Annotated in this window: 18 protein-coding genes, 1 CRISPR repeat array and 1 riboswitch; of the genes, 14 read left to right on the top strand and 4 right to left on the bottom strand. The window is 45.4% G+C overall.

What is annotated here, in order from left to right; all coding sequences use genetic code 11:
- Nucleotides 1-2 precede the first annotated feature (2 nt).
- The 4 genes from hisD to Q0G26_RS06275 all read right to left on the bottom strand — a co-directional run bounded on the left by hisD (nucleotide 3) and on the right by Q0G26_RS06275 (nucleotide 3,528).
- Entirely contained in the window at nucleotides 3-1,346 is a 1,344-nt protein-coding gene (hisD, locus tag Q0G26_RS06290; RefSeq protein ID WP_293829214.1) for a histidinol dehydrogenase, read from the bottom strand.
- 1 nt (nucleotide 1,347) lies between these two features.
- Nucleotides 1,348-1,998: an ATP phosphoribosyltransferase gene (hisG, locus tag Q0G26_RS06285; protein WP_293829213.1), complete on the bottom strand. Its 651-nt coding sequence runs from the start codon at nucleotides 1,996-1,998 to the stop codon at nucleotides 1,348-1,350.
- Between the two features lie 62 nt (nucleotides 1,999-2,060).
- Nucleotides 2,061-3,230 carry an ATP phosphoribosyltransferase regulatory subunit gene (gene hisZ, locus Q0G26_RS06280; RefSeq protein WP_293829212.1) on the bottom strand — a complete coding sequence of 390 codons (1,170 nt, stop codon included), beginning with the start codon at nucleotides 3,228-3,230 and terminating at the stop codon, nucleotides 2,061-2,063.
- Nucleotides 3,223-3,528 (bottom strand): YerC/YecD family TrpR-related protein, encoded by a 306-nt coding sequence (locus Q0G26_RS06275; RefSeq protein ID WP_021719150.1) that lies wholly within the window; start codon nucleotides 3,526-3,528, stop codon nucleotides 3,223-3,225. The genes hisZ and Q0G26_RS06275 overlap by 8 nt, the downstream gene beginning before the upstream one ends.
- A gap of 309 nt (nucleotides 3,529-3,837) precedes the next feature.
- A riboswitch (SAM riboswitch) is annotated at nucleotides 3,838-3,937 on the top strand.
- A 193-nt stretch (nucleotides 3,938-4,130) separates the two neighbouring features.
- Between Q0G26_RS06275 and Q0G26_RS06270 the strand changes: the two genes are divergently transcribed.
- The 14 genes from Q0G26_RS06270 (at nucleotide 4,131) to Q0G26_RS06205 (ending at nucleotide 23,053) form a co-directional block, all read left to right on the top strand.
- Nucleotides 4,131-5,168, top strand: coding sequence for a methionine ABC transporter ATP-binding protein (locus tag Q0G26_RS06270; RefSeq protein ID WP_293829211.1), 1,038 nt, complete (start codon nucleotides 4,131-4,133; stop codon nucleotides 5,166-5,168).
- Entirely contained in the window at nucleotides 5,158-5,817 is a 660-nt protein-coding gene (locus tag Q0G26_RS06265) for a methionine ABC transporter permease (protein WP_293829210.1), read from the top strand. The genes Q0G26_RS06270 and Q0G26_RS06265 overlap by 11 nt, the downstream gene beginning before the upstream one ends.
- A gap of 113 nt (nucleotides 5,818-5,930) precedes the next feature.
- Nucleotides 5,931-6,761 carry a MetQ/NlpA family ABC transporter substrate-binding protein gene (locus Q0G26_RS06260; RefSeq protein ID WP_293829209.1) on the top strand — a complete coding sequence of 277 codons (831 nt, stop codon included), beginning with the start codon at nucleotides 5,931-5,933 and terminating at the stop codon, nucleotides 6,759-6,761.
- A gap of 165 nt (nucleotides 6,762-6,926) precedes the next feature.
- On the top strand, nucleotides 6,927-7,703 hold the full coding sequence (locus Q0G26_RS06255; RefSeq protein WP_293829208.1) for an amino acid ABC transporter substrate-binding protein: 777 nt from the start codon (nucleotides 6,927-6,929) through the stop codon (nucleotides 7,701-7,703).
- Nucleotides 7,704-7,773: 70 nt separating this feature from the next.
- Nucleotides 7,774-8,418 carry an amino acid ABC transporter permease gene (locus Q0G26_RS06250; protein WP_293692675.1) on the top strand — a complete coding sequence of 215 codons (645 nt, stop codon included), beginning with the start codon at nucleotides 7,774-7,776 and terminating at the stop codon, nucleotides 8,416-8,418.
- A gap of 14 nt (nucleotides 8,419-8,432) precedes the next feature.
- Entirely contained in the window at nucleotides 8,433-9,194 is a 762-nt protein-coding gene (locus Q0G26_RS06245; RefSeq protein ID WP_293829207.1) for an amino acid ABC transporter ATP-binding protein, read from the top strand.
- 123 nt (nucleotides 9,195-9,317) lie between these two features.
- Entirely contained in the window at nucleotides 9,318-9,557 is a 240-nt protein-coding gene (locus tag Q0G26_RS06240) for a thioredoxin family protein (protein WP_009146386.1), read from the top strand.
- A 220-nt stretch (nucleotides 9,558-9,777) separates the two neighbouring features.
- Nucleotides 9,778-11,385: a Na/Pi cotransporter family protein gene (locus Q0G26_RS06235; RefSeq protein WP_293829206.1), complete on the top strand. Its 1,608-nt coding sequence runs from the start codon at nucleotides 9,778-9,780 to the stop codon at nucleotides 11,383-11,385.
- Between the two features lie 381 nt (nucleotides 11,386-11,766).
- Nucleotides 11,767-14,706 (top strand): acyl-CoA dehydratase activase-related protein, encoded by a 2,940-nt coding sequence (locus tag Q0G26_RS06230; protein ID WP_293829205.1) that lies wholly within the window; start codon nucleotides 11,767-11,769, stop codon nucleotides 14,704-14,706.
- Between the two features lie 58 nt (nucleotides 14,707-14,764).
- Nucleotides 14,765-15,964 (top strand): 2-hydroxyacyl-CoA dehydratase, encoded by a 1,200-nt coding sequence (locus tag Q0G26_RS06225; RefSeq protein ID WP_293829204.1) that lies wholly within the window; start codon nucleotides 14,765-14,767, stop codon nucleotides 15,962-15,964.
- Nucleotides 15,965-16,329: 365 nt separating this feature from the next.
- Nucleotides 16,330-19,584, top strand: coding sequence for a type II CRISPR RNA-guided endonuclease Cas9 (gene cas9 / locus Q0G26_RS06220; protein ID WP_293829203.1), 3,255 nt, complete (start codon nucleotides 16,330-16,332; stop codon nucleotides 19,582-19,584).
- Between the two features lie 13 nt (nucleotides 19,585-19,597).
- Nucleotides 19,598-20,500 (top strand): type II CRISPR-associated endonuclease Cas1, encoded by a 903-nt coding sequence (cas1, locus tag Q0G26_RS06215; protein WP_293829202.1) that lies wholly within the window; start codon nucleotides 19,598-19,600, stop codon nucleotides 20,498-20,500.
- The gene (gene cas2 / locus Q0G26_RS06210; protein WP_293829201.1) at nucleotides 20,493-20,813 is read left to right on the top strand and encodes a CRISPR-associated endonuclease Cas2; all 321 of its coding nucleotides are present in this window, start codon (nucleotides 20,493-20,495) and stop codon (nucleotides 20,811-20,813) included. Before cas1 ends, cas2 begins: the two co-directional genes overlap by 8 nt.
- 99 nt (nucleotides 20,814-20,912) lie before the next feature.
- A CRISPR array of direct repeats spans nucleotides 20,913-21,938; the repeat unit is 36 nt; unit sequence ATTATACCATACCAAGAACCACCGGGGAACTACAAC.
- Nucleotides 21,939-22,273: 335 nt separating this feature from the next.
- Entirely contained in the window at nucleotides 22,274-23,053 is a 780-nt protein-coding gene (locus tag Q0G26_RS06205) for an Rpn family recombination-promoting nuclease/putative transposase (RefSeq protein WP_293829200.1), read from the top strand.
- Nucleotides 23,054-23,113 lie beyond the last annotated feature (60 nt).

The raw sequence follows: 23,113 nt of genomic DNA, 5'->3' as shown, positions 1-23,113 counted from the left end.
CCTTATTTACCCACACGTTTACGGATAGCGTTGGCATGAGCCTGCAGTCCCTCTGCTTCAGCCAAGGTAATAATATCGTCGGCAGCAGCCATCAATGCCGGAGCAGTGTAGGCAATAATGCTTGTTTTCTTCATAAAGGTTTCTACGTTCAGTACGGAATAGAATTTCGCCGTACCGCCTGTCGGCAGAACGTGGTTCGGTCCTGCATAGTAATCGCCCAGCGGCTCCGGTGAATAAGCACCCAGGAACATTGCGCCGGCATTACGGATATACGGCATAATTTCAAACGGTGCCTTTGTCATGATTTCCAAGTGCTCCGGTGCGGACAAGTTTGCCATTTCGATAACGGTAGGCATATCCTTGGCAAGGATAATCTTGCCTGCCTGCTGCAGAGAGGTACCGGCGATTTCCTTACGCGGCAGCTGTGCCAGCTGCATTTCGATTTCCTCGCCCACAGCGTTAGCCACGCGCTCGCTGTCGGTAATCAGAATAGCGCAGGCCAGCGGATCATGCTCTGCCTGGCTCAGCAGGTCTGCTGCCAGATAAGTCGGGTTAGCGCTGTCATCTGCTACAATCAGGATTTCGCTCGGACCGGCAAGCATATCAATATCAACATGACCGATAACGGCTTTTTTAGCCAAGGTTACGAAGATATTGCCGGGGCCGGTGATTTTTTCTACCTTCGGTACGGTTGCGGTGCCAAAGGCCAGTGCAGCAATTGCTTGTGCGCCGCCCATTTTATAAATTTCGGTAACACCGATTAATTTTGCCGTTACCAGTACATTCGGATTAACCTTGCCGTCCTTTCCGGGCGGTACGGCCATCACAATGCGGGGAACGCCTGCTACCTTTGCCGGGCAGGCATTCATCATTACAGACGAAGGATAAGCAGCAGTGCCGCCGGGAACATAAATACCGACGGAATCAACCGGGGTAACCTTTTGGCCCAGCAGTGAACCGTAAGGACGGTTCGTAAGCCAGGTTTTCGGCATCTGCTCCTCATGGAACTTCATTACGTTAGCAATAGCACGCTCCAAAGCAGCCTTTACTTCCGGTTTGACGATAGCTTCCGCTTCCGCAAATTCTTCCTCGGTTACGCGGATATTTTCCGGCGTCAGCTCTACGCGGTCAATCAGCTTAGTATAGTAAAAAAGGCTTTCGTCACCATTTTTGCGCACATCAGCGACAATCTGGTCAACAACCTGTGCTGCCGTCATGTGTCTGCCGAACATAGCATCCGTGCCTGCCTGAATGCGCGGGGATAATTCTACCTCGTCAAAAGCCTTCTTTTTCATTAAAGCAGCAATCTCTGCTGCGCTCATCTTTCTTGCGTCTGTAACCTGCATTTTATTTTTCCTCCTCATTTAAAACAATACGTAAATCCTCAACCAGCTTGTGCAAGCGCGCAAATTTCAGCTTAAAGCTGGCGCGGTTAGCAATCAGTCTGGCGGTAGCGGTAAAAACAGAATCAACCTCCGCCAGTTTATTTTCTTTCAGGGTACGCCCTGTTTCTACTATATCTACAATCATTTCGCTCAGGCCTACGATAGGGCCCAACTCAATCGAGCCGTTGAGCTTGACGATTTCTGTCTGAATGCCCAGCTTATTGAAATAAGCCTTGGCGCAGTTAGGATACTTCGTTGCTACCCTCAGGTGAGCGTAATCCGTCAGCTTGGCGCGTCGCTTAGCCTCCGGCACTGCCATCATCAGGCGGCAACGGCCAAAGCCCAAATCCAAAAGCTCCACTACGTCCTTATCCTGCTCCAGCAGCACATCCTTGCCGATGATACCGATATCTGCCGCACCGTATTCAACATACGTCGGCACATCAACGGTTTTGGCAATAATGAAGCGCACCTTGGTTTCCTCGTTGCTGATAACCAGCTTGCGCGAATCCTCGGTAACGTTTTCGGCGCTGTAGCCTACCTTCGCCAGCAGGCGTACAGACTTATCGAACAGCTTGCCCTTCGGCAATGCTATAGTAATGTATTCGTCCATAAAAATACCCCTCTATATTTCCCAGCTATAAGCTTAATGCGTCTAATGTTTTTCTGTTAAGCTTATTCTACATATACTAACGATTTACAGCCATATTCCTTTACTGCGAGCGCTGCTCCCTGCAGGTCCGCAGCCTCAGTCAGCAGCTTCACGCTGCGGCCTTCGCGGCGCAATGCTGTCGCTTTGGCAATTGCCTCCGGCAGCTTGCCTTCGCTCCAGGCTACCAGCACGTCCCAGGTGCGGTTATTGGTAGCAGCGCCGTTGCGCTCCAAAGCCAGCAGTACACGGTCCACGCCAACGGCAAAGCCTGTTGCCGGGCATCCCAGGCCGAAGCGCTGCATCATCTTATCGTAGCGTCCGCCGCCGGCCACCGGATAACCCATTTCCGGCAGATACACTTCAAAAAGCATGCCCGTGTAATAGTCAAGCGAACGATATAAGCCAAGATCAAAGCTCAAATAACCTGCTGCACCGTAAGCCTCCACCAGCTTATAGATTTTGCGCAAATCATTCAGCGCGCCTTGGCACTTGGCGTTAGTTACTATTGCAGCAACCTTGTCCAAAAGCTCTATGCCGCCCTGCAGGAAGAGGAAATCGGCAAAAAGCTGCTTGATTTCCGGACGGATATTTTCCATCGCATCTGCCATTTGCTGCATGCCCACAGCATCATGACGGCGCAGGCAATCCTTCAGCTGTTGCAATTGCGCGTTATCGAAGCCTGCTTCCTCCGCCAGACCATTGATGAAATCAACGTGGCCCAGGCTGATAGCGAACTTCTGCAAGCCCGCAGCCTGCAATGCTTCAGCTGCCAGCACAATAACCTCGGCATCGGCAGCAGCGCCGCTGGCACCCAGCATTTCTACGCCGGCCTGTTCAAATTCGCATTGACGTCCCGCCTGAATTTCTTCATAACGGTAAAGATTTGCCAGATAGCAAAGACGTTTAATCTTTTCGCCGCCCTGCAAGCGTGTTGCTGTCAAGCGGGCAATCGGTGCCGTCATATCATTGCGCAGTGCCAACAGATTATTGCTGCGATCAAAGAAACGAAAGTCACCTTTGGAACCGGCAGCGCCGAAGGTCTCAACATATTCAAAATCGGGTGTTTTTACCTCATCATAGCCCCATTTGTCAAAAACGTTGATAATTGCATTTTCAATTCCGCGGCGTGTCTTCATCTCTCCCGGCAGAATATCCTTGGTTCCGTAGGGAACCTGGTATACCTTATTAGTCATCTTCTTTCTTCCCCTCTTTTATAACTTGCATGACTGAATTATAACCATCAGCGCCGTAAACAAGACAACGCTTAACGCGTGAAATGGTTGCGGTGCTGGCACCGGTCTTCTCTACGATAGTTTCATAGATACAGCCCTCATCCAGCATGCGCGCCACCTCCAGGCGCTGTGCCATGGCCTTCAGCTCGCTGATAGTACAGATATCCTCAAAAAATTTATAGCATTGCTCCTCATCCTTTAAGCTGAGAATCGCTTTGAATAATTGGTCTGTTAAATGATCATGAATATTTGCTGCCATTTTTTAGTTTCCTCCTGTGCGTTACGTGCATATAACGATAGTACTTTAACTCACTAACTCGTAAAAATACTTTAATACTTTATCTTACGAAAGTCAAGAAAAATTTACAAAAAATCTTTTTTCCGCAAGTTTTGTAAAAAATTTCGCATTTCGCTTTACAATTACCTAGTATTTTGATATAATTTGAGAAATTCCCGAATTCCATTGGACGCAGCTTTACAGCTTTACAGTTTTTTCGTAAATTTTACACAAAACTGTTGACAACAACTTAAAATAGATGTATGATTATCTCATTCCAACTTAACAGAGATTTCATCAAGAGTAGCTGAGGGACTGGCCCGATGAAGCTACGGCAACCACACATCAGTGAACGGTGCCAATTCCAACGGATAATTCCGGCAGATGAAGATTACAGATGCAACGTATCCTTCGCCGTGCCGGTGAAGGATTTTTTTTACGCCGGCCGTCAATCACCCGGCGACAGACGTACACCGGAGAATGCGACTCTCAAGCAGCATCCGCTGACTTCTATTGGAAAATAATCTCTCACACTAAAATAAGGACTGCTGAAACTTGCGGTCACATTAGAAAGGAACACAAGAATGATAGAACTAGTTAATGTAGAAAAAACCTACTACAGCAAAGCCGGCGACATCCATGCTCTGCACAAAACAAGCCTGAGCATCAAGGCTGGCGAAATTTTCGGCATCATCGGTCTTTCCGGTGCCGGCAAATCCACATTGGTGCGCTGCATCAATATGCTGGAAAAACCGACCGCAGGCCAGGTATTCGTTGACGGCCAGGAGCTGACCGCCATGAGCGAAGCACAGCTGCGTAAAGCACGTCAAAGCATCGGCATGATTTTCCAGCACTTCAACCTGCTGGCAAGTCGTACTGTTTATGATAACATCGCTTTTCCACTGGAAATCCAAGGTCTGAGCAAGAGCGAAATTGATAAGCGCGTTCGCCCGTTACTGGAGCTGGTACAGCTGGAAAGCCGTGCCAACTACTATCCCAGTCAGTTATCCGGCGGCCAAAAGCAGCGTGTAGGCATTGCCCGCGCCCTGGCAAGCAATCCTAAGGTACTGCTGTGCGACGAGGCAACCAGCGCCCTCGACCCGCAGACTACCAAATCTATTCTGCATCTGCTGCAGGACATCAACAAAAAGATGAATCTGACCATCGTGCTTATTACACACCAGATGGAGGTTGTAAAAACTATCTGTGACCGCGTTGCTGTTATCGAAAGCGGCGACATCATTGAAGAAGGCCCGATGATTGATGTTTTCACCAATCCGCAGCATCCCACTACCAAGGAATTTACCAAGAGCGTTATCAACGCCGAGCTGCCTGACATCGTTAAGCAGATGAAATTAAGCGATACCTATACCGATGGCAGCAAGCTGCTGGTACGTATCTCCTTCATCGGTGACAGTGCCAGCGAGCCTATTATTTCCGGCATGGTAAAACATTTTGATGTTGACGTAAGCATTATTTCCGGTAATACCGACCAGCTGAAGGATGTCCTCTTCGGCACCCTGCTGATTGAGATTTCCGGTAACCGCGAGCGCATTAAAAATGCATTGGAATATCTGCATCAGCAGCATCTGAAAACGGAGGTAATTGGCTATGAGTCCTGATATGATTGACCTTTTAATAAAATCCTTTTGGGAAACCTGCTACATGGTTTTCGCTTCTACCACACTTTCCACTTTAATCGGCATTCCGCTGGGCGTAATCCTTACCGTAACCCGCAAGGACCACATCCTGCCGAACCAGCCGCTTAACACTATTCTGGGCGCGATTGTCAACGCAACACGTTCCACTCCTTTCATTATATTAATGGTAGCAATTATTCCGCTGACACGTATGATTGTCGGCTCTTCCATCGGTACTACCGCAGCAATTGTGCCGCTGACTATTTCCGCAGCACCGTTCATTGCACGTATCATTGAATCTTCTCTGCTGGAAATCAACCCCGGCATTATCGAAGCAGCACAGGCTATGGGGGCAAGCCCGATGCAGATTATCACTAAGGTACTGCTTCCCGAAGCAATGCATTCCATCGTACTGGGCGTAACGCTTGCCATCATCAGCTTAATCGGCTATTCCGCAATGGCCGGCACCTTAGGCGGCGGCGGTCTTGGTGACCTGGCAATCCGCTACGGCTACCAGCGCTTCCAGATGGATGTTATGATTGCCACCGTTGTCGTGCTCATTGTCATGGTACAGGCAATGCAATCCTTAGGCGACTACGCATCCAAAAAGCTTAACAAAAACAAACTGTAATCTACAGGCCAAATGAGGGTTTACAACGATGAAGCGAGTTTCATCGACGTAATAAAGAAAAAAGCCGCTGCTGTCTGACAGCAGACCACCATTATTTTAGGGAGGAACAACTTATGAAGAAGATTACCAAACTTTTACTCACCGTTGCGCTCTGCGCACTGACCATCATCGCCGCAGGCTGCGGTGGCGACAACAAAGCAGCCGATAAAAAGGCTGACCCGAACGCACCTGTTAAAATCGGCGTAACCGCAGGTCCGCACGCTGAAATCATGGACAACGTTAAAAAGCTGGCTGAAAAACAAGGCCTGAAAATCGAAGTAGTCGAATTCTCCGACTATGTAACCCCGAACGTATCCCTGGCACAGGGCGAGCTGTTTGCCAACTCCATGCAACATGCTCCGTATCTGGCAGCAACTCTGAAAAAAGAGCCTAAATTCGAGCTGGTTGAAGCTTTCAAAACCGTAAACTTCCCGATGGCTATCTATTCCACCAAATATAAAAAGGTTGAGGATATCCCGGCAGGCGCAACCATCGGCATTCCTAACGATCCGTCCAACGGTGCTCGCGCACTTCTGGTTCTGGCTGACAAAGGCTTCATAGAAGTTAAGGATAAAAACGATGTTTCCACCTCTGTAGCAAGCATCACCAAGAATCCGAAAAACTACAAGATTCAAGAGCTGGACGCTGCTTCTATTCCTAAAGCAATGGGCGACCTTGATATTGCCGTAATCAATGCCAACTATGCACTGGTTGCCAAGCTGAACCCGTCTAAGGACAGCCTGCTGATTGAACGCGCTGACAACCCGTTTGTCAACATCTTCGTAACCACCAAGGCTAACGAAAAGGATCCGCGCATTGAACAGCTGAAGAAGATTTACACCTCCGCTGAAAACAAAAAATTCATTGAGGATCACTTCAAAGGCTCCATTACTCCGGCATTCTGATTTGCCAAAGTATAGCACAAAAGCTCCCGCAGACTTCTGTGGGAGCTTATTTCTTACCTTACTGCAATTTCTAAAAAAATTTTGCGTTTAGTACTTTACAAATTTAGCATACTAAAGTATAATGGGTACATAGTTAAATGCTAATTAACAAATGAGGTGTGGAAAATGAAAAAATTAGTTGCTTTAGTAATGGGCCTGATGATGATGCTCATGATGGTTGCCGGCTGCGGCAGCGATGGCCCGAAAAAAATGGTAATCGGCCTGGACGATAACTTCGCTCCTATGGGTTACCGCAATGAAAAGAATGAAATCGTCGGCATGGATATTGACCTTGCACGCGAAGCCTGCAAACGTGCCGGCATGGAAGTAGAATTCAAGCCTATCGACTGGGGTGCAAAAGAAGCAGAGCTCAAATCGAAACGCATTGATGCTATCTGGAACTGCTTCACTGTTAACCCGGAGCGTGAAAAGGTATATGGCATGTCCAAGCCTTACATCACCAACGCCCAGCTGATTGTTGTTCCTAAGGATTCTCCGATTAAAACTATTGCAGATTTAAAAGGTAAAGTCGTAGCAGTGCAGGATGACAGCACCGGCTCTTACCTCCTCGAGCAGCCTGCACACAAAGAGCTGGCAGCTTCCATGAAGGAAGTTCGCAAATATCCCGACTTCGCAGCTATTTACATGGAAATAGACAACAAACGTGTTGATGCTGCTATCGTAGACGCAGTTCTTGCTCGCGGCTATTATGACAAAAAGAAACCCGGTGCCTACAGAATTCTTGAACAGACCATGGGAGATGAGGTTGTAGCAGTTGCCTTCCGTAAGGATGACAAAGACTTCAAAGACCGCATCGACAAAGCTATGGACGAAATGAAAAAAGACGGTACCTGCAAAAAGATTTCCGAAAAATGGATGGGCGCAGATATCACAAAATATTAATTTGTTATCACTTGAGGGCTGTCGCATTTAGCGGCAGCCCATATTATAATTATATGGAGAGAAATAGTTTATGGATTACGTTTTAAATATCATTCCTCAGATGATTGATGGTTGCCTGGTATCATTTCAAGTTTTTATTATCACCATCGTCCTGAGCATTCCTTTGGGCATTCTGCTCAGCCTTGGCCGTGTTTCCGGCATTAAACCCCTACAGGCCCTCATCGGCGGCTACGTTTGGATTCTGCGTGGCTCCCCGCTGATGCTGCAGATTTTCTTCGTTTACTTCGTACTGCCGTCCGTAGGCATTCGCCTGCCGGACTTTGAATCGGCCATCGTAGCCTTTGTATTAAACTACGCTGCCTACTTCTGTGAAATCTTCCGCGCCGGCATCCAGGCAATTCCTGCAGGCCAATACGAAGCAGCGCACACTTTGGGCATGAACTACGTGCAGACCATGCGCCGCATTATTCTGCCGCAGGTTATCCGCATTATCCTGCCGCCTATCAGCAACGAAACCATTACTCTGGTAAAGGATACCTCCCTGGTATACGTTCTGGCGATGAACGATCTGATGCGTACCGCACGTAATCTGGTACAGCGCGACTTTTCTATCACTCCCTTCATCGTTGCAGCTGTCTTCTACCTGCTGGCAACTCTGATTTTAACCCTTGTTTTTGAACGTCTGGAAAAACGCTTCTCCAGATATGACCAATAGGAGGAGTAACCAACATGACAACTAAAATCAAAGCAACCAATATCTGGAAAAAATTCAATAACCTGGAAGTACTCAAGGGCATCGACCTGGAAGTAAACGAGGGCGAGGTTGTTGCCGTTATCGGACCTTCCGGCGGCGGCAAAAGCACCCTGCTGCGCTGCCTCAACAAGCTGGAAACGATTGATAAGGGCAGCATCACCATCGACGGCGAAGAGCTGTGCCGTGAAACCTCCGGTGGCACGGAATATGTCAAGAACAATGATGTCCGCCGCATTGCCTGCAAAATGGGCATGGTATTCCAGCAGTTCAACCTTTTTCCGCATATGACTGTTCTGGAAAATCTTATTGAAGCACCTGTCAACGTACAAAAGCGCGATAAAGCAGAAGTAATCAAGGAAGCAGAGATTTTACTGGCGAAGGTCGGACTTTCCGACAAGCGCGATGTTTATCCGCGTAAGCTCAGCGGCGGCCAGCAGCAGCGTGTAGCTATCGCCCGCGCTCTGGCAATGAAGCCTGCCATCATGCTCTTTGACGAGCCTACCTCTTCTCTGGATCCGGAGCTGACTGGTGAAGTACTGCGCACTATGCGCGAGCTGGCAGACGAAAAAATGACCATGGTAGTCGTAACACATGAAATGGGCTTTGCCCGTGAGGTTGCTACCAAGGTTGTTTTCATGGCTGACGGTCATGTGCAGGAGCAGGGCAGTCCGGAAGAAATTTTTGTTAACCCTAAAAACGAACGTCTGAAATCCTTCTTAAAAGTAATTTTAAAGTAATCAGATAAAGGTTTCTAAATTAATTCACAGATTACACCTACCTTTGTCATATATGTTTGTTACAATAATACTCGAGGATGAAAGGAACCTATTGAACAAGGCAAGCAAAGAAAGGTGATTTCAATGCACGTTAAAATTCTTGGCCCCATGACTAAGCAGGCAGAGCTGCTGTTGCAGAATACTGCTATTGCTTTAAAGAAGCTCAAGGTTAAGGCTGAGTTTGAAAAAGTTTCCGAATTCCAAAAGGTAGTAGCCTATGGAGTTATGGCCTTCCCCGCTTTAGTCATCGACGAAAAGTTAGTTGCTGTCGGCAGCACGCTTTCGGTAGATGAAGCCATGACTCTTATAAAGCAACTCTCCTAAACATATCTTTTCATCATACACCTCTCCTTAAATACACCGCACTGTCCGAAATGTGCGGTGTATTTTTTTATTTTGAAAGCATTTTGATTAATGTAAAATTTATGTAAAGTTCCTTACGCACTTTTAACATCATAAAATTTCGAGTATAATAAGTATAGGTATATGCTGTTTTTACAGCAATCATGGATGCATACAAATTAAAAAAGGGGACTTATTTTTTATGCTTGCTTATTTCTTGGCATTTTTAGGCGGTATCGCCTTATTTATGTATGGTATGCAGCTGATGGGTGACGGTCTGCAAAAGGCTGCCGGCGCCAAGCTGCAAAAGATTTTAGAGGCCATGACCGGTGTGCTCGCCATGGGCATTCTGTTGGGCGCAGTTGTTACTGCAGTGCTGCAGGCCAGCGGTGCTACCACCGTTATGACCGTAGGCCTGGTAAATGCGGGCCTGCTCACGCTGAAGCAGGGCTTCGGCATTATCATGGGTGCCAACATCGGTACCACTATGACGGCACAGCTCATCGCCTTCAAGCTTTCCGACTATATCACAATTTTAATCTTCATCGGCTTTTTGATGCAGCTGCTGGCGAGAAAAAGCCGCACCAAATATCTTGGCCAGGTTATGCTGGGCTTCGGTATTTTGATGCTGGGCATGGATATGATTGGCAAGGCGGTTATGCCTCTGCGTAACTATCCCGGCTTTGTGCATTTCATCGAGGTTTTCTCCAGCAATCCGTTGCTTGGCATCGGTATCGGTATGATTATGACGGTACTGATTCAGTCCAGCAGTGCTACCATCGGTATTCTTATCGCTATGGCCGGTCAGGGACTGATTCCGCTGGAGGGTGCGATTCCTGTACTGCTCGGCGACAATATCGGTACATGTATTACTGCCGTACTCGCTTCGCTGCGTGCTAACCTTACGGCTAAGCGTGTAGCTGCAGCTCACGTAATGTTCAATGTTATCGGCAGTATAATTTTCGTAATCTTGATGCCGTTCTTCATTAAATTCGTGCTGCTCGTATCACCTGACGGCGACATAGCGCGTCAGATTGCGAATGCGCACTCGGCGTTCAACATTTTGAACACGCTGCTCTTTATGCCCTTTGTTAACCCTTTCATCAAGCTGGTAGAAAAGATTGTGCCCGGCAAGGCAGAAATCATCTCCATGCGCCCTGTTTATCTTGACAAAAATATGCTGAACACTCCCTCTATCGCCATCAGCCTTGCTGTCAAAGAGGTTGTGCGTATGGGCGAGCTGGCACGCAAGGACGTGCGTCTTGGCATGGAGGCTATTCAAAGCTTTGATGCCGACAAGGTAAAATATGTTCTGGAGCACGAGCCTGTTGTCGATGCGTTGGAGCGAGATATTACCGACTACCTGACGCAGATGAGCTCCGCAGAAATGAGTGAAAGCCTGACGACACGCCACACCGGTCTTTTGCACGCCTGCACGGATATCGAACGTATCGGTGACCATGGTGAAACATTGGCTAAACGCGCACGCAAGCTTGTTGAGGAGGACGTGGTATTCTCTGATGAGGCTAAGGCCGAGCTGCTGCAGCTCAGCGAAATGGTACTGCGTGCCTCCGGACGTTCATTGGAGGCCCTAGAGAAAAATGATAAGGTTATTGCGGAGGACGCTGTGCGTCTGTGCCGTGAGGTTAAGCAATACCAGAAGGAAATCCGTAAGAATCATATCACGCGCCTTAACGAACATATCTGCAATCCTACTGCAGGCTTTGTTATGATGGAGCTGCTGATTAATATGAAGCGTGTATCCGATCATTCCAAGAACATTGCCCAGCTGGTGCAGGGAACATTCTAAGAGCTATAAAATCACAACTTTTTCACAAAATCTTTGCTATAATTTAGATAAGCAAGGACTGCGCTTCCGACTGCTACAGTCTTAGCGCAGTCCTTTTGTTATGCGTAGAGCCACATATGGCTTTACGGTTTTTTATTATATTTATTACTAAAAAGTTTTTTTATCATGTACATGCTTAGCAAATATATGCTACATATTGAACACAATAAAAGTAAACCACAAGGTTTCACACTTTTTTTACTTTAAATATTGTTGGCACCTTTTACTAATTACAGCTAAAGTATTACAATATAAACTGAGGAATTTTCAGCCTAGATTATAAAAAAGAATGTGAACAGGCATCAGGCACAAGTCTGAAAGTCATATTCGCAGGAGGTTACTATGCAGATAGGATTAGATGTTGGCAGTACTACCATTAAAATCGCCGTACTCGACGATGCGGGCAATCTGCTATTCCATAAATACGAAAGACATTACAGCCAGATAGCAGAAAAAATTCTGGCCTTACATAAAGAATTGATGACTAAATTCCCTACCTTGCATAGCGCACGTCTAGCCATCAGCGGCAGCGGCGGTATCGGTGTAGCGGACAGCTGCGGACTGCAGTTTGTGCAGGAGGTTTTTGCGGAAAAAATCTGCGCCGAAAAGCTCAATCCCGGAACCGACGCCGTTATCGAATTAGGTGGCGAGGATGCCAAAATCCTCTTCTTAGGCCGCCATTTTGACGCACGTATGAACGACAGCTGCGCCGGAGGCACCGGTGCTTTTATCGACCAGATGGCTTCCCTGCTGAATGTAGAAACACCCCAAATGAACGAGCTGGCACAGCAGGCACATAACACCTACACCATCGCCAGCCGCTGCGGCGTTTTTGCCAAGAGCGATATTCAACCGCTACTAAATCAGGGAGCAGAAAAAAGCGACCTGGCAGCCAGCATCTTTCACGCTGTAGCCAGCCAGGCCATCACAGGTCTTGCCAAAGGGCGTCCCATCAGCGGCAATGTGCTGTATCTTGGCGGACCGCTCACCTTTATGAGCTGTCTGCGTGATGCCTTTGACAGTATTCTGAATATCAAGGGCATCTGCCCGGAAAACAGTCTGCTTTATGTAGCAATGGGTGCAGCCTTCTGCGCCGAGCATGAGGTGGATCTTACCACGCTGCCCGACAAACTGCAGACAGCAGCAGCACAGCACAGCTTTGAGCATCTGCCGCCGCTTTTTAAAAACGAAGGTGAATATACTGTTTTCAAGATGCGTCACTCTAAAGAAAGTGTCGCTATAGGTACCCCTGCGGAGGCTGGCGAAGCCTTTATCGGTATCGATTCCGGCAGCACAACTATTAAAATCGCTGTTATGAGTCCTGACGGCAAATTGCTTGATTCCTTCTATCAAAGCAATAAGGGTAATCCTGTTGTTGCCGTCCGCAATTATCTTACCGATTTCTACACAAAATATCCTAACTGCCACCTGTTGGCAGGTGCAGTCACCGGCTACGGCGAGGAACTGATTCGCCACGGCTTTGGTGTTGACTATGGTATCGTAGAAACCATGGCGCACTTTTATGCTGCCCAATATCTGGAGCCGGAGGTAGACTTTATTCTCGATATCGGCGGCCAGGATATGAAGTGTCTGAAAATCCACAACGGCGCCATCGACAATATCTTTCTGAACGAAGCCTGCTCCAGCGGCTGCGGCAGCTTTTTGCAGACCTTTGCCGAAATTCTTGGCTACACAGCAGAGCAGTTCGCACAAATCGGTCTTAAAGCAGATATGCCGGTAGATTTAGGCAGCCGCTGCACCGTGTTTATGAACAGCAGCGTCAAGCAGGCCCAAAAGGACGGTGCCTCCGTTGCCAACATCAGCGCCGGTCTGTCCATTAGCATCGTAAAAAACGCTTTATATAAGGTTATCCGTCCGGCCAGCAAGGAGGCCATCGGCAAGCACATCGTTGTTCAGGGAGGCACCTTCCTCAATGACTGCGTACTGCGCGCCTTTGAGCAGGAGATGGATTTGAACGTTATCCGTCCCAACATTGCAGGCCTTATGGGAGCCTACGGCGCTGCCCTGTACGCACAACGCCGCTACAAGGACGCACCGCATCAGACAACGCTGCTCAACCTGCAGCAGCTGGGTGAATTCGTCCACACAGTCAAGGGCATGACCTGCGGCCTGTGCAATAACCATTGCCATCTCACTGTTAACACCTTTGCCGGCGGCAAACGCTTTATCAGCGGCAACCGCTGCGAGCGCCCCATCACCCACATGGCACCCAAGGATGAGCTGAACCTGTACCGCCAGAAGCTGCAGCTGCTCAAGGAATTACCGGTTAATGAAACACCCAAACGCGGCATTATGGGTATACCTATGGGCCTGAATATGTATGAGCTGCTCCCCTTTTGGAACGCTTTGCTCTCCAGCCTGGGCTTCAAGGTTGTCCATAGTCCGATTGAAGACAAAACTATTTACCGTCTTGGTCAGGGAACCATCCCCAGCGACACCGTCTGTTATCCGGCCAAGCTGATGCACGGCCACATCAAATGGTTGCTGCATCAGGGAATCACCAACATCTTCTATCCCTGCATGACCTACAATATAGATGAACAGGGCACGGAAAACTGCTACAACTGTCCTGTCGTAGCCTATTACCCGGAAGTACTGCACGCCAACGTCCGCGAGCTGAATAAGCCGGAAATCCATTTCTTTTACGATTATCTTGGCCTGCTGCACAAAAAGAAGCTAGTCAAGAAGCTGCAGGAAATGTTTGCCAAGGCTTACCCTGACATCACCAAGGACGAAATCCGCAAGGCCGTTGATGCTGCCTTCACTGCCTTCTATGAATATGAAGCGCAGGTCAAGACAAGAGGACAGCAAATCATCAGCAAAGCACGCGAACTGCATAAGCCTATCGTAGTACTGGCAGGCCGCCCCTATCACATCGACCCCAAGGTCAACCACAGCATCGACCGCCTGATTACCAACATGGGCGCTGCCCTCGTCAGTGAGGATGCCGTAAGCAGTCATATCAAGACCAAGGAGCTCAACCGCGATTTGCAGGTGCTCAACCAATGGACCTATCACGGCCGCCTGTACGCGGCAGCCGAATATGTTGCTCAAAACCCTGATATGCATCTGATTCAGCTCGTCAGCTTCGGCTGCGGCTGCGATGCGATTACGGCCGATGAATGCCGCCGCCTCCTCGAAGAACGCGGACGCATCTATACACAAATAAAAATAGACGATATCGATAACCTAGGTGCTGCCAAAATCCGCATCCGCAGTCTGTTCTCCGCAGCCCAGCTTTTCGATATAGACAATAATTAAAGGAGATTTGCATATGCTACCAGCAGCTAACGTTAAGTTTACCCCCTTCACGGAGGATATGAAAAAAACGCATACTATACTTATACCCGGCATGCTGCCTATGCATTTTTCACTGCTGCAGGCAGCACTCGTAAGCTGTGGCTACAAGGCCGAGGTTTTGCACAACACCGGGCGCGAGGTAATCGAAACCGGTCTGAAATATGTCAATAATGATATCTGCTATCCGGCACTGCTGGTTATCGGCCAGCTGATAAACGCTCTGGAAAGCGGCAAATATGACTTGGAGCACACTGCGCTGATTATCACCCAAACCGGTGGCGGCTGCCGTGCCTCCAACTATATCTATCTGCTGCGCAAGGCCTTGGAAAAAGCCGGCCTTACGCACATCCCTGTCATCAGCCTCAACGTCAACGGTCTGGAGCAGCAACCCGGCTTCCATCTGGATGCATCCATGTTGCATAAGTTTTTGGCTGCCGTCGTTTATGGCGATACCCTGATGTACCTGACGAATAAAACACGTCCCTATGAGGTTGTACACGGTGCTGCCGACAGACTGGCGCAAAAATGGCTGGCACGCTTGAGCGAAGCCTTCAAGAGCGGTAAGGCGCAGGCTTTGGGTACCATCAAACAGCTCACAAAGGCTATTGCGCACGAATTCGCGGATTTGCCTATCACCAATAAGGAAAAAATCAAGGTTGGTATTGTCGGTGAAATCTACATCAAATATGCAGCTTTGGGCAACAACAATCTGGAAGCCTTCCTGCAGCGTCAGAACTGTGAATATATGCTGCCAGGTCTGATGAATTTCATCATGTACTGTGTTGATACTTATCTTACGGACTATAAGCTCTACGGCGGTAGCCTGCTCAAATACAGTGTCAACAAAGGCGCTATGTGGTATTTGAAATATATGGAAGGCATCCTGCATCAGGCTCTCAGTATTGCGCCCTTCAGCGCCCCCGCTACCTATGAGGAAACCAAGGCTATGGCCAAGGGTGTTATCGGCTACGGCAACAATATGGGCGAAGGCTGGCTGCTGACTGCCGAAATGCTGGAGCTGGTTCACAGCGGCTACACCAATATCATCTGCGCTCAGCCCTTCGGCTGCCTGCCTAACCACATCGCAGGCCGCGGCATGATTAACAAAATCAAGGAGATTGCTGAAGAGGCCAACATTTTGGCATTGGATTACGATGCCAGCGCCGCCCGCGTTAATCAGGAAAACCGTATTAAGCTGATGCTGGCGACAGCGAAGTAAAATTTTTTTAAATGCTAAAGTCGCGAACTGCCTGCTGTATTTTATTACTTACAGTATATTCTTGTTCCAGCAGGTGAGTTTCTTTATGAAATATCTTAACTTTTTGTTTTTCATTTTCGCTTAAAATATTGCGTTATTTTTCATAAGTATAGCAGGATTTATATAGCTTCATCTAGAATTATAAAAATATATTTTATTTTGAGATTTACAATTTGAGGCAGACGTGTTATACTTAAATCAATCCTTATACCATACCAAGGATTATCGGGTTACTATGATAAGGTAACACACCGAAAAGCTCTAACGCCCTGCCATCTGGCAGGGCGTTATCTTTTTATACGCCCAACTAAGAAAGGATGTTGAGAATGAAATATGCAATAGGTCTTGATATCGGAATTGCATCTGTCGGCTATGCCGTTTTAGCGTTAGATCATGAAGAAAATCCTTGGGGAATTATTCGACTTGGTTCACGCATCTTTGACGTAGCAGAAAATCCCAAGGATGGTGCCTCCTTAGCCTTGCCACGTCGTGAAGCCCGCAGCATCCGCAGACGCCTGCGCAGACATCATCATCGTTTGGAGCGTATAAAAAATCTTCTGATTACTACCAAGCTTATAACAAAAGATGAGCTGTTGCATTTATATGATGGTAATCTCTCTGATATATACGAATTACGCGTAAAGGCCCTCGATTATTCTGTAACTAACGCAGAGCTTACAAGAATCTTATTACATCTCGCGCAAAGACGTGGTTTTAAATCCAACAGAAAATCTGATACCAATGACAAAGAGGCAGGCCAGCTTTTAGAAGCAGTTTCTGCAAACGCAAAACGTATGCAGGAAAACCATTATCGTACTGTAGGCGAAATGTTTTATAAAGATGATTTGTTCTCAAAATACAAACGCAATAAAGGTGGCACCTACCTTACTACAGTGCATAGAGATATGATTGCTGCCGAAGCCAGAACTATTCTTGAAAAGCAATTTGCTCTAGGCAACGATATCTGTACTCAAAATTTTATAGACAAATATTTATCTATTCTCTTAAGCCAAAGGCAATTTGATGAAGGTCCCGGCGAACCGAGTCCCTATGCAGGCAACCAGATAGCAAATATGATCGGCAAATGTACCTTTGAACCGAGTGAATATAGAGCAGCCAAAGCAAGCTATTCTTTTGAACGCTTTAACTTACTGCAAAAAGTTAATCATTTGCGCCTATTGCTTGAAGGAAAATCTATTGCTCTTGATAACGAACAGCGCAAAAAAATAATAGCATTAGCGCACGACAAGGCAGATTTAAGATATTCCCATATCCGTAAGGCGTTAGGCTTAGACGAAAAAGTGTTATTCAATGCCATAACATATAACGAAGCTGTAAACGTAATAGAAAAGAAAACAAAATTTAATTTTCTCCAAGCCTATCATCAAATCAAAAAAGCCTTGGCAGAAGACATGCAGAAACTCACAACTGAACAGCTCGACAATATCGGTCAGATCCTTTCCACATACAAAAGCGATAACAAACGTATCGAGGAACTTTCTGCACTAGGCTTAGAAAAGAAAATTATTGATGCATTACTTAGCATTAACGGCTTATCAAAATTTGCCCATCTTTCTCTCAAAGCCTTACGCAAAATAAATCCCTATCTTGAAGAAGGTAAAAATTACAATGAAGCATGCGCTGCTGCCGGTTATGATTTCAAAGGTCATACTAATAAACAAAAAGCGGAGTTTTTACCTGCATACCAAGAAGAAATGGATGATATAACCAGTCCGGTGGCAAGACGAGCTATTGCTCAAAGCATTAAGGTCATTAACGCTATTATCAGAGAACAAAAATGTTCTCCTGTTTATATTAACATCGAATTAGCACGCGAAATGGCCAAAGGCTTTGATGAACGTACTCAAATTGATAAAACAAATAAAGAAAACCAAGCTAAAAACGAGCGTATCATGGAACGTATCCGCACCGAATTCCATAAAGCAAATCCAACCGGTATGGATTTAATTAAGTTAAAGCTTTGGGAAGAACAGGATGGCAGAAGCCCCTATAGCCAGAAAGCAATAAGCATAAACCGTCTTTTTGAGCCTGGTTATGTAGATATTGACCACATCGTTCCCTACAGCATAAGCTTTGATGACAGTTTCAAAAATAAGGTTCTCGTTTTTTCTGATGAAAACCGCGACAAAGGCAACAGACTTCCTGTTGTCTACCTCCAAAGTAAATTTGGTGTAAAAGCAGCTGAGAATTTTATTATTTGGGTGCAAAGCAATATAAAAGATTATAAAAAACGTCAGAAGTTATTGAAACGTGAAATTACGGAAGAAGATATTAATAAATTTAAAGAACGTAATCTGCAAGATACCAAAACTATCTCTCGTTTTCTTTATAATTACATTAATGATTATCTGCTGTTCGCTCCTTCAGATACAGGCAAGAAAAAACGAGTTACCGCAGTCAATGGTACTATTACAGCTTATTTGCGAAAAAGATGGGGCATAAATAAAATCAGAGCAAACGGTGATAAACATCACGCTGTAGATGCAGTTGTAATTGCCTGTACTACCGACAAGATGATTAAAGACCTTTCTTCTTTTTCCCAATACCATGAATTGGAATATACGCATACAGACACTGAAAGCCTTTTGGTTAATTCTTTAACCGGCGAAATCTTAAAACGTTTCCCCTACCCATGGGAAGATTTTCGTCCCGAACTAATGGCGCGTTTATCTGATAATCCAGCCGATGCTTTACGCAAGCTTAATTTGATTTTCTACCACGGAACCGATTTAAGTACCATCAAGCCGATTTTCGTATCACGCATGCCACGTCACAAGGTTACCGGTGCTGCGCACAAGGCAACCATCAAAAGCGCACGCTGCCTAAATAATGGTATTGTAATCTGCAAAACAAGCCTGCAAAACCTGAAGCTTGATAAAGAAGGCGAAATCGCCAACTATTACGCACCTGAAAGCGACACCATTCTGTACAATGCTTTAAAGGAACGCTTACGCGCCTACAATAACAAGCCGGCAAAAGCTTTTGCCGAACCGTTTTACAAGCCAAAAGCAGACGGTACACCGGGTCCTTTGGTAAAAAAGGTCAAGGTATACGAAAAATCTACCTTAAATGTCGCAGTACAGCAAAATACCGCTGTTGCCGATAATGACAGCATGGTGCGTGTAGATGTGTTCCATATCAAAGGTGACGGTTATTATCTTGTGCCTATTTACATAGCAGACACTCTGAAAAAAGAGCTGCCAAATAAAGCAATTGTTGCTTACAAACCCTATACTGATTGGCCTGTAATGGATGACAACAACTTTATTTTCTCGTTGTATCCTAATGATTTAATAAAATTCGAACACAAAAACAGCGTTAAGTTTGCCAAAGTAAATAAAGAGAGCAGTCTTGCTGAAATATATTCTTCAAACAGCGAATTTGTTTATTATAAGACGAGCAATATAACTACCGGCGCTATCGGAATAATCACAAACGATAATACATATATAGTTAAAGGATTAGGAGTAAAAACACTCTCCAAACTTGAAAAATATCAAGTCGATATTCTCGGTAACTATACCAAAGTAAAAAAGGAAGTACGCAAGCCTTTTCGTTAAGAGGTGATAAAAAATGGCTTATCGTAATCTGATGATTGCCAGCAATGCGCAATTAAAAATAAAAAATGAGCAGCTTCTGATCAAAACAGATACTACTCACAGTGTTCCCATTGAAGATATTAATTCCGTACTCGTTGAAAACCATCAGAGCACGATAACCATTGCCACCTTAGCCAAATTAGCGCAAGACGGCGTAACAATTTTTGTCTGCGACGAAAAGCATACTCCTTGCGCTATTATGATGCCTTTTGCGCAAAATGCCAGACAATACGGTGTTGTTAAATTGCAGGAAAGCCTATCTCTGCCTCTACAAAAACAGCTCTGGCAACAGATTGTGAAGTACAAAATAAACAATCAGGCCAGTTGTCTGGAATTCAATAAGCAAGACAATGTCGCACAGCAGCTTCGTTCATTGGCAAAAAAGGTAACAAGCGGAGATAGCAATAACACAGAAGCCGTTGCTGCCGCTGTTTATTTCAAAGCTCTATTTGGCCCAGACTTTATCAGAAGCAATGACGATGACCTGCGTAACGCAGCCTTAAATTACGGATATGCTATTATACGCGGACATATTGCACGACTGATTGCCAGCTATGGCTTTTTGCCCATGAAAGGTATTCATCACAAAAGCGAATTAAATGCATATAATCTGGCAGATGATTTCATAGAACCATTCCGTCCTGTAGTTGACCTGTTTGTAGCACAAGAAGCACAAGCCCTTGAAGCATTAACACCACAGCTTAAGCAAAAGCTCTATAATCTTTTGAACATGGATATCAAAATAGCACAGCAAAATCATTCTGTGGCATATGCAGCTGAAAAAATGATTCAAAGCTTCAGCCGCTGTTGCCAAAAAACATCCAAGGAACTGCTGCTTCCTACCTTAGTAGCCTTGAGGCAGCACACATATGAATAAATTTATGCGAATGCTGGTATTTTTTGATATCCCTGTCAAAACCAAAAGAGAAAGACGCATTGCTACAGCGTTTCGTAATTTTTTGCTTAAGGACGGCTACCATATGGTACAATATTCGGTTTATGCTCGTGTCTGCAACGGCATGGATGCAGTACAAAAACATCGCAGCAGATTAAATACAGCTTTGCCTGATAATGGCTCTGTACGCTTATTAGTCATAACAGAAAAGCAATATGAAACTATTGAAATATTGGTTGGTAACTATCACGAAGATGATACACCATTTGTCTGCGAACAGCTTTCAATTTTCTAAAAAACTAACTTTACTGCTCATTTAATGCTTTTTTCATTATTTTTTCTCAATACCAAAAAGCCCTTGAAGCCAAGCTTCAAGGGCTTTTTGCAGTGGTCTATTATACCATACCAAGAACCACCGGGGAACTACAACATATTATAGCAATTAAATATGAATTCGTCATTATACCATACCAAGAACCACCGGGGAACTACAACAACAATGATAGTATCAGAAACAAGAATACGATTATACCATACCAAGAACCACCGGGGAACTACAACAGGTATAATAATATCAGAAAGTGAGGTAAGATTATACCATACCAAGAACCACCGGGGAACTACAACTTGCTTCTTTAAACTATACTTTGCTACGTAATTATACCATACCAAGAACCACCGGGGAACTACAACTTTAGTTCCTCCTAAATGTAACACTCTGTTATTATACCATACCAAGAACCACCGGGGAACTACAACCGTAGCAAGTTGTTCCTGCAGCAGCCGATTATTATACCATACCAAGAACCACCGGGGAACTACAACCTCCCTTATTATGTATTGTCTTCGGCGCAAATTATACCATACCAAGAACCACCGGGGAACTACAACGTCGTCGCCTCCACCTTGATGAATTCATGGATTATACCATACCAAGAACCACCGGGGAACTACAACTCAACATGCAAGCCTATACCGCCTGTACTGTATTATACCATACCAAGAACCACCGGGGAACTACAACTGTAATTCCGTTTTTTTTTGATTATATATTATTATACCATACCAAGAACCACCGGGGAACTACAACTAACAGTTTTTCTAACAGTTGGATTTTTTCATTATACCATACCAAGAACCACCGGGGAACTACAACTTAACTTATGGAGTTCCAAAGCTTGATGAAATTATACCATACCAAGAACCACCGGGGAACTACAACCTGCGTTGCAATAACGCTGATTTCTCTTTTATTATACCATACCAAGAACCACCGGGGAACTACAACTTTGATACTTATATTCAGCAGGTGGCAGTTATTATACCATACCAAGAACCACCGGGGAACTACAACTACACACTCTGTAATATTTTCGGTGTAAGCATTATACCATATGTATCTGGAAATATTATATCATACTCAAAAAATCTCAACATATCAACAGAAGCTCTCATAAAAAGTATATCTTCTTGACATTTCCCAAAATTTCAAGTAAACTTAAACCATGTTCTTCCAAAACTGCAGGTAACATTACGCTTCCAGCTACCTTACCTACGGACAAAAAAATAAGCAGTATATCCTGCAGATCTAACTTTTCTGCAGAAGCTTAAGCAAGGCCATTTATATTTATCTGGTACATTCTAAGAGTAGTACGAACTGACGATTTTTTAATCGCCAGGGTACTACTCTTTTTTGTTTTTGCACTGCTTATGTATTTTTTATAACATCTGTGTTAAAATGAAAGGAGAGAAACCATGCAAGACCTGGCAACAAAATTTGCAAACCTGACAATCCAAAGCGACTTCATCTTCAAGAAGGTTATGTCGCGCAAGCGCATCTGCAAGCATCTGCTGGAGGAGCTGCTGCAGATTGAGATTGCGGACATCAACTACATTGAGGCAGAAAAAACTATTGACCCTAACTACACGAGCCACGGCATCCGCCTGGATATCATTGTAGCAGACGACAAGAATACGCATTATAATCTGGAGATGCAGGTAAAGAACAATAAGAATCCCAATACGAACACTCACGTTCTGCCCAAACGCTCGCGCTATTATCAGGCGCTGCTTGATTTTGATTTGCTGCAGGCGGGACAGCCTTATGATTTGCTACTGCCAACATTTATCATCTTCATCTGTGTTTTTGATTTCTTTGAAAAGGGTAACTATGTCTACACCTTTAAAAAGCGTTGCCTGGAAAACCTGGAGCTGGAGCTTCCTGATGAAGCAACTACGATGCTTTTGAACACCAAAGGTACGCATGGCGAAATCTCTAAGGATCTTAAAAGTTTTTATGATTACGTCAATAATCACATTGTAACTACTGATTTTACCAAGCAGATTGACGATGAAATCAGTTACTTGAAACTTGATACGAAAGTGAGGCGAGAATATATGCTTATGGAGGCTCGTTTGTTAGACGAACGGCGTGAAGGCGAAGCTGTTGGTTTTGTTAAGGGCAAGGACATCGGTCTTGTTGAAGGCGAAGCTATGGGCATTACTAATGCCAACACTGTAAAATATACCCCATAAAGTGGACATAATAAGAAGAAGGGTTCCTAAAAAATGGACATAAGAAGAAGGGATAAAAAC

Source organism: uncultured Phascolarctobacterium sp. (assembly GCF_934190775.1).
Classification (GTDB): Bacteria; Bacillota; Negativicutes; order Acidaminococcales; family Acidaminococcaceae; genus Phascolarctobacterium_A.
Note: the sequence above shows the minus strand (reverse complement) of the source record. Positions and strands in the feature narration are given on the sequence as shown.

Excerpts from the sequence above, each read along its gene's own strand:
- Q0G26_RS06260 (WP_293829209.1), top strand. The coding sequence starts at position 5,931 with ATGAAGAAGATTACCAAACTTTTACTCACCGTTGCGCTCTGCGCACTG.
- Q0G26_RS06225 (WP_293829204.1), top strand. The coding sequence starts at position 14,765 with ATGAAAAAAACGCATACTATACTTATACCCGGCATGCTGCCTATGCAT.
- Q0G26_RS06235 (WP_293829206.1), top strand. The coding sequence starts at position 9,778 with ATGCTTGCTTATTTCTTGGCATTTTTAGGCGGTATCGCCTTATTTATG.
- hisZ (WP_293829212.1), bottom strand. The coding sequence starts at position 3,230 with ATGACTAATAAGGTATACCAGGTTCCCTACGGAACCAAGGATATTCTG.
- hisG (WP_293829213.1), bottom strand. The coding sequence starts at position 1,998 with ATGGACGAATACATTACTATAGCATTGCCGAAGGGCAAGCTGTTCGAT.
- Q0G26_RS06205 (WP_293829200.1), top strand. The coding sequence starts at position 22,274 with ATGCAAGACCTGGCAACAAAATTTGCAAACCTGACAATCCAAAGCGAC.
- cas2 (WP_293829201.1), top strand. The coding sequence starts at position 20,493 with ATGAATAAATTTATGCGAATGCTGGTATTTTTTGATATCCCTGTCAAA.
- hisD (WP_293829214.1), bottom strand. The coding sequence starts at position 1,346 with ATGCAGGTTACAGACGCAAGAAAGATGAGCGCAGCAGAGATTGCTGCT.
- cas9 (WP_293829203.1), top strand. The coding sequence starts at position 16,330 with ATGAAATATGCAATAGGTCTTGATATCGGAATTGCATCTGTCGGCTAT.
- Q0G26_RS06245 (WP_293829207.1), top strand. The coding sequence starts at position 8,433 with ATGACAACTAAAATCAAAGCAACCAATATCTGGAAAAAATTCAATAAC.
- Q0G26_RS06230 (WP_293829205.1), top strand. The coding sequence starts at position 11,767 with ATGCAGATAGGATTAGATGTTGGCAGTACTACCATTAAAATCGCCGTA.
- Q0G26_RS06255 (WP_293829208.1), top strand. The coding sequence starts at position 6,927 with ATGAAAAAATTAGTTGCTTTAGTAATGGGCCTGATGATGATGCTCATG.
- Q0G26_RS06275 (WP_021719150.1), bottom strand. The coding sequence starts at position 3,528 with ATGGCAGCAAATATTCATGATCATTTAACAGACCAATTATTCAAAGCG.
- Q0G26_RS06250 (WP_293692675.1), top strand. The coding sequence starts at position 7,774 with ATGGATTACGTTTTAAATATCATTCCTCAGATGATTGATGGTTGCCTG.
- Q0G26_RS06240 (WP_009146386.1), top strand. The coding sequence starts at position 9,318 with ATGCACGTTAAAATTCTTGGCCCCATGACTAAGCAGGCAGAGCTGCTG.
- Q0G26_RS06270 (WP_293829211.1), top strand. The coding sequence starts at position 4,131 with ATGATAGAACTAGTTAATGTAGAAAAAACCTACTACAGCAAAGCCGGC.
- cas1 (WP_293829202.1), top strand. The coding sequence starts at position 19,598 with ATGGCTTATCGTAATCTGATGATTGCCAGCAATGCGCAATTAAAAATA.
- Q0G26_RS06265 (WP_293829210.1), top strand. The coding sequence starts at position 5,158 with ATGAGTCCTGATATGATTGACCTTTTAATAAAATCCTTTTGGGAAACC.